This is a genomic window from Polaromonas sp., assembly GCF_031411155.1.
Classification (GTDB): Bacteria; Pseudomonadota; Gammaproteobacteria; order Burkholderiales; family Burkholderiaceae_C; genus Polaromonas.
In genome coordinates, this window is record NZ_JANOAL010000139.1 from 20,901 (window position 1) to 29,002 (window position 8,102).

The 8,102-nt window shown below is 65.6% G+C and carries 9 protein-coding genes; 5 read left to right on the forward strand and 4 right to left on the reverse strand.

The genetic code is table 11. The features are described 5' to 3' along the window. Positions 1 to 33 precede the first annotated feature (33 nt). From RMO23_RS09280 to RMO23_RS09290, 3 genes are all read left to right on the forward strand, one after another. Complete coding sequence (locus RMO23_RS09280) at positions 34 to 423, forward strand: nuclear transport factor 2 family protein (RefSeq protein WP_309680746.1); 390 nt, start codon at positions 34 to 36, stop codon at positions 421 to 423. 128 nt (positions 424 to 551) lie between these two features. Beyond that, positions 552 to 941, forward strand: a complete 390-nt coding sequence (locus tag RMO23_RS09285) for a cupin domain-containing protein (protein ID WP_309680748.1) — start codon at positions 552 to 554, stop codon at positions 939 to 941. Positions 942 to 1,000: 59 nt separating this feature from the next. Next, the gene (locus tag RMO23_RS09290) at positions 1,001 to 1,366 is read left to right on the forward strand and encodes a hypothetical protein (protein WP_309680750.1); all 366 of its coding nucleotides are present in this window, start codon (positions 1,001 to 1,003) and stop codon (positions 1,364 to 1,366) included. Positions 1,367 to 1,404: 38 nt separating this feature from the next. Here the strand turns inward: RMO23_RS09290 and RMO23_RS09295 are convergent, their stop codons facing one another. Together RMO23_RS09295 and RMO23_RS09300 are read right to left on the reverse strand one after the other, a co-directional pair. Beyond that, a complete protein-coding gene (locus RMO23_RS09295; RefSeq protein ID WP_309680752.1) occupies positions 1,405 to 2,529 on the reverse strand; it encodes a carotenoid 1,2-hydratase in 1,125 nt (374 codons plus the stop codon). A 1-nt stretch (position 2,530) separates the two neighbouring features. Then, positions 2,531 to 3,613 carry a PLP-dependent cysteine synthase family protein gene (locus RMO23_RS09300; RefSeq protein WP_309680755.1) on the reverse strand — a complete coding sequence of 361 codons (1,083 nt, stop codon included), beginning with the start codon at positions 3,611 to 3,613 and terminating at the stop codon, positions 2,531 to 2,533. A 115-nt stretch (positions 3,614 to 3,728) separates the two neighbouring features. Between RMO23_RS09300 and RMO23_RS09305 the strand changes: the two genes are divergently transcribed. After that, positions 3,729 to 4,166, forward strand: coding sequence for a universal stress protein (locus tag RMO23_RS09305; protein ID WP_309680756.1), 438 nt, complete (start codon positions 3,729 to 3,731; stop codon positions 4,164 to 4,166). 39 nt (positions 4,167 to 4,205) lie between these two features. Here the strand turns inward: RMO23_RS09305 and RMO23_RS09310 are convergent, their stop codons facing one another. Then, positions 4,206 to 4,418: a hypothetical protein gene (locus tag RMO23_RS09310; RefSeq protein WP_309680758.1), complete on the reverse strand. Its 213-nt coding sequence runs from the start codon at positions 4,416 to 4,418 to the stop codon at positions 4,206 to 4,208. Between the two features lie 187 nt (positions 4,419 to 4,605). After that, the gene (locus RMO23_RS09315) at positions 4,606 to 7,212 is read right to left on the reverse strand and encodes an ABC transporter permease (protein WP_309680763.1); all 2,607 of its coding nucleotides are present in this window, start codon (positions 7,210 to 7,212) and stop codon (positions 4,606 to 4,608) included. A gap of 90 nt (positions 7,213 to 7,302) precedes the next feature. On the opposite strand from RMO23_RS09315, the gene RMO23_RS09320 reads away from it, so the two are divergent. Then, positions 7,303 to 8,102 (forward strand): threo-3-hydroxy-L-aspartate ammonia-lyase (locus tag RMO23_RS09320; protein ID WP_309680760.1); only part of this gene is annotated, 800 nt, incomplete at its 3' end.

The window sequence follows — 8,102 nt, forward strand, 5'->3', positions numbered from 1 at the left end:
GAACGTCCTTATTCTCACGTCAGGAGGTTTCCTTTGACTATCGCTACCCTCACTACATGGCACGAACTGGTGCAGTCCCGCAACGTCCGGGGCCTCAATGCGATCCTGGCAGACCAGGTCGTTTTTTACTCGCCCGTGGTGCATGCGCCGCAGGTGGGTAAGGCGGTCACGTTTCAGTATCTGTCCACCGCCTTTCAAGTGTTCTTCAACCCGTCATTTCGGTATGTGCGGGAACTCAGCGGTCCGCGCGAAGCGGTGCTGGAGTTTGAGGTAGAGATTGACGGCATCACCGTCAACGGGGTGGACATGATTAAATGGAATGACGACGGACTGATCGTGGAATTCAAGGTGATGATTCGGCCCCTCAAGGCGATCAACCTGATTCACCAGAAAATGGCGGCCATGCTGCAGGCCAACCAGTAGCGGGCAGACAGCTGCCACGCGCGGCACGGTGAATTGCGTCATACTGGAAAACCGGGCAAAAGCCGATGGCCGGCTAGCCCAAAGTGCGGCGCCGACCCCTGCGCACCCACATGTGAATCGGAGGCACCATGAGCACAGAAGGATTCGTTGTATCGCATGCCGAGGGTGCGACTTTTGAGCGTGGACTTCGCTCGTTTTATGAATACCGCGACCTTGGCATCCGCCGGGCTACTGCCGGCCGGGTGGATGCCCATGTCATCCGCGCTGCGGCCGGCACCGACTTCTCAAGCCAGCCGCATATTCACAGGACCCACTTTCAGCTGGTCTACGTCCTCAAGGGCTGGATCGAGTTTGAATACGAGGGCCAGGGCACGGTCCGGCTGGAGGCAGGGTCGTGCGTGCACCAACCGCCGGAAATCCGGCACCGTGAAGTCGGGCACAGCGAAGACATCGAAATGCTCGAAGTGGTGCTGCCCGCAGGTTTCCAGACGGAAGAGGTCGCTTCGGTTCAGCCTTAGTCGGTTCAGGTTCAGGTTCAATTGCACTGCGATTCAGTAAAAGGAGAAGGAGAAGAATGGTGCGTATTTTTGCCCTGCTTTTGCTGGCCCCTTGTTGCGCCATTGCCCAATCGGCTTTTCCGACCGCCTTTCCGGATGGCGCAACGCCAATGACCGCCGAAGCCCTGAAACAGCGCATCACAGGAAAGGTTTTTACGATCATTCCGGCAGCCGGCGCGCAGATGCGGGTGCAATACCAGGACACGTACGCCTTCGTCAACAGTGGCAGCTTCAGCGATTCCGGAAAGTGGCGAGTTGAAGGCTCATCGGTCTGTATTGACTGGCAGAAGATCCCCGGTGGCTGTTCTGAGATGCGCACGGTAGGCGATGCGATCTATACGAAGCGCGCCAGCAATGGCGAAGTCGTGATCATGCAGCCGAAGTGAAAGCTGGCCCCTGAGATGAGCCGGCCCGTCTGGCGGGCCTACATCCGCAGTGGCTGCGCATAGCCGGTCATTTCCAGGTAACCGCGGCCCACCAGTCTGCCCTTGCTGTCGATCAGCTCGCTCAGGCCTTCCCAGTAAATCGCCCCGGTGGACTGGCGGCTGTCGAGTTCCTGGTTGTCGATGACGGCCCTGACAGTGTAAAAGTCGGCCGGGGTGCGCACTATCCATTCGACGGTGTAGGTGGTTTGGGTCAGCGGGCTTTTCCAGCTGCGCACGGGTTTGAAGATCACCTCGCCCCGGCTGAAGGTAAAGCGCTGATTTTTGGCGGAACGGAACGAGCCGCCGTCCCATACCGCGTTGCCGTCCTTGTCGCGCAGCCTGAAGGCGGTCAGGGCGCTGCCGTCGAGCAGGTTCATGCCTATCCAGTCCCAGCCCACGGCGCTGGGGTGCAGCAGCTCTTCGCTCCATTCGTGGTCCAGCCAGGCCTTGCCGGTGACTTCAAGGCTTTGCCCGTTGACGCTCAGGCTGCCGCGGCTGGCGAGCTGGGGCTGGCTGTAGTAGTAGCTGGCCTGCTTGGCTTGCGGGCCCTTGCGCGACAGGCCCTGCTCGCCTTGCAGCAGCACGGGCTGGGTTTCGTCAAATTGCAGCCTGATGGCAAAGTCGGTGGCCGGCAGCTCGGCGCTGTAGCGGCCGCCCTGGCTGGTCAGTGACCAGTCGCGCAGCCTGATCTGCATGTCGTCCTCGCTGGCGCTGGCCATGCCAAAACCGTCACGCGAGGCAAAAGAGCGGGCAATGCGCTGGTCGTGCCACAGCTTGTTGCCCTGCACGTCGGTGATGGCGGCATGGGCAAACAGCAGCTGGCGGGCGGCAAACTTTGATTGCATGGCCTGCGTGCCCTCGACCCGCGAGCGGAAAAACGTCAGCTGAAAGCCGAACTGGCGTGCGCCCGCTTTGCCGTCGCCGGCGCTGCAATGCCCGGTGACATACCACCACTCGATGCGAAAGTCCGGGTGCGCGCCGCGGTCACGCGGAAACACCAGGGCCCTGGCGGGTAGGGCACCGGCCTCGTTCCAGCCGGCCAGGCTGGCCAGGCCGGCAGCGCCACCCAGCAGTAACTGGCGTCGCGGCAGGCGGTGCGGCAGCGACCGTAGCGGCGTATCCATCTCAGGCCTGCACCCGGGGCCGCATCAGCTGCCCGATCTGCCCGGCGGCCTCGGCGCAGCTGCCCAGGGTGGCCTCGACCCAAGCCGCATCGTGGTAGGTCGGCAGGTAGCGCTCGCCGGAGTCGCACAGCAGCGACAAAATCGAGCCCTGCTCGCCGCGCGCCAGCATCTCGTGCGCCAGCCGCAGGCAGCCGACAAAGTTGGTGCCGGTGGAGGGCCCGACCTTGCGGCCCAGCAGGCTTGACAGCGCCTGCATCGCCGCCAGCGAATCGACGTCGGCCACCTCCAGCATGCGGTCAATCACCGTGCGGATAAAGCTGGCCTCGACACGCGGCCGGCCGATGCCTTCGATGCGCGAGCCGGCGCCCGTCAGGCTGGCATCGCCGCTGCGGTGGTAGGCGCCAAACACCGAGCCGGCCGGGTCGGCCACGCACAGCTGGGTGGCATGGCGCTGGTAGCGCACATAGCGGCCAATGGTGGCGCTGGTGCCGCCGGTGCCCGCGCCCACCACAATCCAGCGCGGCACCGGATGGCGCTCGTGCGACATCTGCCCGAACATGCTTTGCGCGATGTTGTTGTTGCCGCGCCAGTCGGTGGCGCGCTCGGCATAGGTGAACTGGTCCATGTAGTGGCCGCCGGTCTCCTGGGCCAGCCGGCGCGCTTCGTCGTAGACCAGGGCCGCGCTGCCGACCCAGTGGCAGCGGCCGCCATAGAACTCGATCTGCGCGACTTTCTCGGGCGAGGTGCTGCGCGGCATGACGGCGATGAAACGCAGGCCCAGCAGCCGCGCAAAATAGGCCTCGCTGACGGCGGTGGAGCCGCTGGAGGCCTCGACGATGGTGGAGGTTTCGTGAATCAGCCCATTGCACAGCGCGTACAGGAACAGCGACCGCGCCAGCCGGTGCTTGAGGCTGCCGGTCGGGTGGGTGGATTCGTCCTTCAGGTAAAGGTCGATGCCGCGCGCGGCAAACTCGGGCAGCGGCAGGGCAATCAGGTGGGTGTCGGCGCTGCGCTGAAAGTCGGCCTCGATGCGGGCAATGGCGCTGCTGAGCCAGGGGTCGGTGCGGGCGGGGGAGGAAGTCATGGGCTGATTCTCGCAGCAAGGGCGCTGTCCAATGCCACCGCGGCACGCCGGTTGCATGGCTGCACCGAAAGGTCTATCCTTAAATCGCCCAGTCACTCAATTCAGGAGGTGCACCATGTACAAGCGGATTTTGCTGGCTTATGACGGGTCCGAATCGGGCCAGAAAGCCTTGCTGGATTGTCGCGACATTGCGCAGTGGAGCCAGGCGGCGCTGACCCTGATTGCCGTGACGCCCGTTCATATGCAGATGATTGGTATCGAGGGTGGCATTTACGACCAGCGCGTGGCCGAAGAAGACAAAATCAGGTATCAGGGCATTCTGGACGACGGTTTGCGCCGGCTTGGCGATGCAGGCCATCAGGCGCGAGGCGAGGTGCTGTATGGCGAAACCGTGGACGAGATTGCCCGCTATGCCTCAAAAATCGAAGCCAATCTGATCGTGGTCGGGCACAGGCACCTGGAAGGCTGGGCGGCGCGCTGGTGGCGCGGCTCGGTGTCCAAATCGCTGATTGAACACGCGCCCTGCAACGTGCTGGTGGTCATCACCCACTGACTGCCGCTGGCCGGCGAAGGATGGGTCTTGCTGGGGGGCTTACTGGGCCAGCCCGGGCGCCGTCTGAAAGACGATTTCGCCGCTGGGGATGTGGATCACCCGTACCTGTTCGCGGGTCGGGTCGGCGACGCTTTTTACCGCTACCGCCACGGCCAGCGAGCAGTCTGCATAAACTGCCTTGTAGTTGCTGCTGGGTAGCAAGCTGCCCGAGAACGGGCATCTGCTTTCAATTCGGTAGTGATCAGTTGTCATCTCGAAGACCTCCTTGAAGTAACGCCCCCATGGTAGCGGGCTGAAGGCGACGTGGCGATGACAAAGCTGGGTCAAAAGCGTGACGAGTGTAAGTAAACGAAAAAAAGCATGGCGTCCATGCAACGGATAGCGCTCAAAAACTTGACAAATCACCCGAACGGGTGGCAAGTCAGTCGCGCCGAAGCGCCTACCAGTCTTCCTTCACCGCCAGCACCGCATCCTGCCCGGCCGCCGCGCGCCCGGCCAGCCAGGCAGTCAGGGTGCCGGCCAGCACCACGGCGGCGCACAGGGCCAGCAGGCGCAGCCAGGGCACCTGCAGGTCCATGGTCCAGTGAAAGCTTTGCGGGTTGACCACATGCACCAGCACGCTGGATACCGCCAGCCCCAGCGCCAGCCCGGCCAGCGCGCCTATGACCGTCCAGGCCGCGCCTTCGCCCGCCACCACGGTCAAAATTTGCCGCCGCGTCAACCCCAGGTGCGCCAGCAGGCCAAACTCCTTGCGCCGCGCCAGCACCTGGGCGCTAAAGCTGGCCGCCACGCCGAACAGGCCAATCGCAATCGCCACCGCCTGCAGCCAGTAGGTCACGGCAAAGCTGCGGTCAAAGATTCTGAGCGAGGTGGCGCGCAACTGGCCGACCGAGGCCATCTCCAGCAGTGCGCCGGCGCCCGGCCCCGACTGCTGCTCGGCCAGCTGGCGTATGGCCTGCTGCACCGCGCTGTCGCTGTCGCTGGCATTGGCGTTGGCGTTGGTGGCCAGCCACAGCGCCACGTCGTTGACGCGCGCATCGCCGGTGATGCGGACAAAGTCGCGCTGGTCCATGGCAATGGCGCCAAACTGGCGCGCGTAGTCGCGCCAGACGCCGGCAACGTAAAACGGGGGCGGCGCCGAGCCTGCCGGATTTGCTATTGAATTGATAGCTGATTGGGCGCGTTGTTGCTGGGCCTGGGCACTAAAAGCCTCTGAAAGCGGGGTAAACTCCGTGCCGGGCCGGGCGCCATACAGGTCCACCATCGCTTCGCTGACATAAATGCCGACCTGGCCGGGCGGCACCGGCAGGGCCTCGCCTACCAGTGGCAGCGCGCTGGCCGGGTCGCCCAGCGGGCGCGCCATCAGTGTCACCGCAGGCTTGCCGGCATCCAGCAGCAGCGGCGTGCTGCGCTGCCCGCTGGCGCGTGCCACACCGTTCAGGCGGGCCAGCGCCAGCACAAATTCGGGCGCGAAATAGGCCGTGTCGCTGGTCGGGCTGCCTGGAGCGCTGCGCACATACAGGTCGGCCGGCAGCACCACGTCCAGCCAGTGCGTCATCGAATCGCGAAAGCTCGCCACCATCACCGTCAGCGCCACCGCCAGGCTCAGCGATGCCACCACGCCGCTGACCGCCACCGCCGCACTCTCGCGCACCCGGCGCGCGCGCTCCACCGCCAGCAGCGGCAGCAGGCGCTGCGCCACCCAGGGGCTGAGCCGGCCATAGAGCAGGGCAATCAGCCAGGGCAGGGCGGTGATGCCGCCTATCAGCAGCAGCCCGACCGACCCATAAGCCGCCAGCGGGATGCCAAAAACCGGTGGAGCCCAAGCCAGCAGGGCACCAGCAGCTATCAAAATAATACTGATCCAGTGCCGCGAACCGCCCGCCGGCGCCAGGCCCAGGCCCTTCAGGGTTTGCGCCGGCGGCAGCTTTTGCGCCGCGCGCGCCGGCCACCAGCCGCCCACGCCGGCGGCGGCCACGCCCAGCACGCCATAGACCAGCGCGGCCGGGCTGCTCCATTGCAGGGCCGGCGCCGCTCCGGCAAAGTAGCCGCCGCCCAGGTCGCCGCCCAGCAGCCGCAGTGCCAGCGCCGCCAGCGCGCCGCCCAGCGCCAGGCCCAGCATGCTGCCCAGCAGGCCCAGCAGCAGCGATTCGGCCAGCACCAATTGCAGCCGCTCGCGCCCGGCCAGGCCCAGCACGCCGAGCAGCGCAAACTGCTGCGCCCGCTTGGCCACGCTCAGCGACAGCACCGAAAACACCAGAAACGCCCCGGTAAACAAGGCCACCAGCGCCAGCACCGTCAGGTTGACGCGGTAAGCGCGCGACAGGTTGCTGACACGCTGGGCCGCGTCGCCCGGCTCGGCCGCCGCAATCGCGGGCGGCAGTTGCAGCGAGGCGATCACCGCCGCGCGGTCCGCGCCGGGCTTGAGCCGCACGTCGATGCGCGAGAGCTGGCCGCCCTTGCCAAACAAATCCTGCAGCGCCGCAATGTCCATTACCGCCAGCGCGGCCCCCCCGGCGCTGACGCTGCCGGCGACCTGCACCGGCAGCAACTGCAGCCCGCTTTGCAGCTTGAAGCCGGCGTCGGGCAGGCTTTGCCGGGCCGCCGGGTTCAGGAAAACCGCGCCGGGCGCAAACAGCGCAAAGCGGTCGGCATTGGCGCTGGGCACCGGCAGCAAGGCCGGTGCCAGCTGCGCCACCACCAGCGCGTCCAGCCCGACCAGGCGCAGCGCCACGCGCTGGCCGCTGGCGCTGACGGCATAGCCCGCCAGTTCCAGCACCGGGCTGGCCACGGCAACCTGCGGGTGGCGGGCCACGCGTTCAAACAGGGTTTCGTCAAAACTGCTTTGCACCGCCCGCAGTTCCAGATCGGGCTGGGCGCCGACCGAGCGCACCGCCTGCGAGAACTCGGCCAGCGCCGAGGCATTGATCAGGTGTACCGAAAACGCCAGCGCCACACCCAGCATCACCGCCACCACCGCGGCGGCATTGCGCCAGGGGTGGTGGATGAGTTCGCGCCATGAAAAGGTTTTTAGCAGCCGGATCAGGGGGGGGGCGTGAGGGAAGATTCGGAGTCTCCTGTATAAACCGGGCTGGCCTGCCTGCAACACACCTTGGCTTGTAACCGGAGCTTGAACATGCTGACCTTGCCCACTTTTGCGGATGTGATTGCCGCCGCCCAGCGGCTTGACGGCCAGGCCCATCGCACGCCCGTGCTGCGCTCGCGCACCGCGGACGACAGGCTCAGGGCCAGTGTATTCTTTAAGTGCGAGAACTTTCAGCGCATGGGCGCCTTCAAGTTTCGCGGCGCCTTCAATGCGCTGTCCCGCTTCAGCGCCGCTCAGCGCAAGGCCGGGGTCATTACCTTCTCGTCAGGCAACCATGCACAGGCCGTGGCCCTGTCGGCCCGCCTGCTGGGCATTCCGGCCGTGATCCTGATGCCGCTGGACGCGCCGCCGGCCAAGGTGGACGCGACCCGGGGCTATGGCGGCGAGGTGATTCTGTTTGACCGCTTCAAGCAGGACCGCGAGGCCCTGACGCGCGAAATTGCCCAGGCGCGCGGCATGACGCTGATACCGCCGTATGACCATCCCGACGTGATCGCTGGCCAGGGCACCGCCGCCAAGGAGCTGTTTGAAGAGGTGGGCGAGCTCGATTATTTGTTCGTGTGCCTGGGCGGTGGCGGCCTGCTCAGCGGCTCGGCCCTGTCGGCGCGCGCGCTGTCGCCGGCCTGCAAGGTCTACGGGGTGGAGCCCGAGGCCGGCAACGATGGCCAGCAGTCGTTTCGCAGCGGTGCCATCGTCAACATTCCCACTCCCAGGACCATTGCCGACGGCGCGCAAACCCAGCATCTGGGCGACTACACCTTCGGCGTGATCCGGCGCGACGTGGACGACATCCTGACCGTCAGCGATGCGCAACTGGTGCAGGCCATGCG

Excerpts from the sequence above, each read along its gene's own strand:
- RMO23_RS09285 (WP_309680748.1), top strand. The coding sequence starts at position 552 with ATGAGCACAGAAGGATTCGTTGTATCGCATGCCGAGGGTGCGACTTTT.
- RMO23_RS09295 (WP_309680752.1), bottom strand. The coding sequence starts at position 2,529 with ATGGATACGCCGCTACGGTCGCTGCCGCACCGCCTGCCGCGACGCCAG.
- RMO23_RS09300 (WP_309680755.1), bottom strand. The coding sequence starts at position 3,613 with ATGACTTCCTCCCCCGCCCGCACCGACCCCTGGCTCAGCAGCGCCATT.
- RMO23_RS09305 (WP_309680756.1), top strand. The coding sequence starts at position 3,729 with ATGTACAAGCGGATTTTGCTGGCTTATGACGGGTCCGAATCGGGCCAG.
- RMO23_RS09310 (WP_309680758.1), bottom strand. The coding sequence starts at position 4,418 with ATGACAACTGATCACTACCGAATTGAAAGCAGATGCCCGTTCTCGGGC.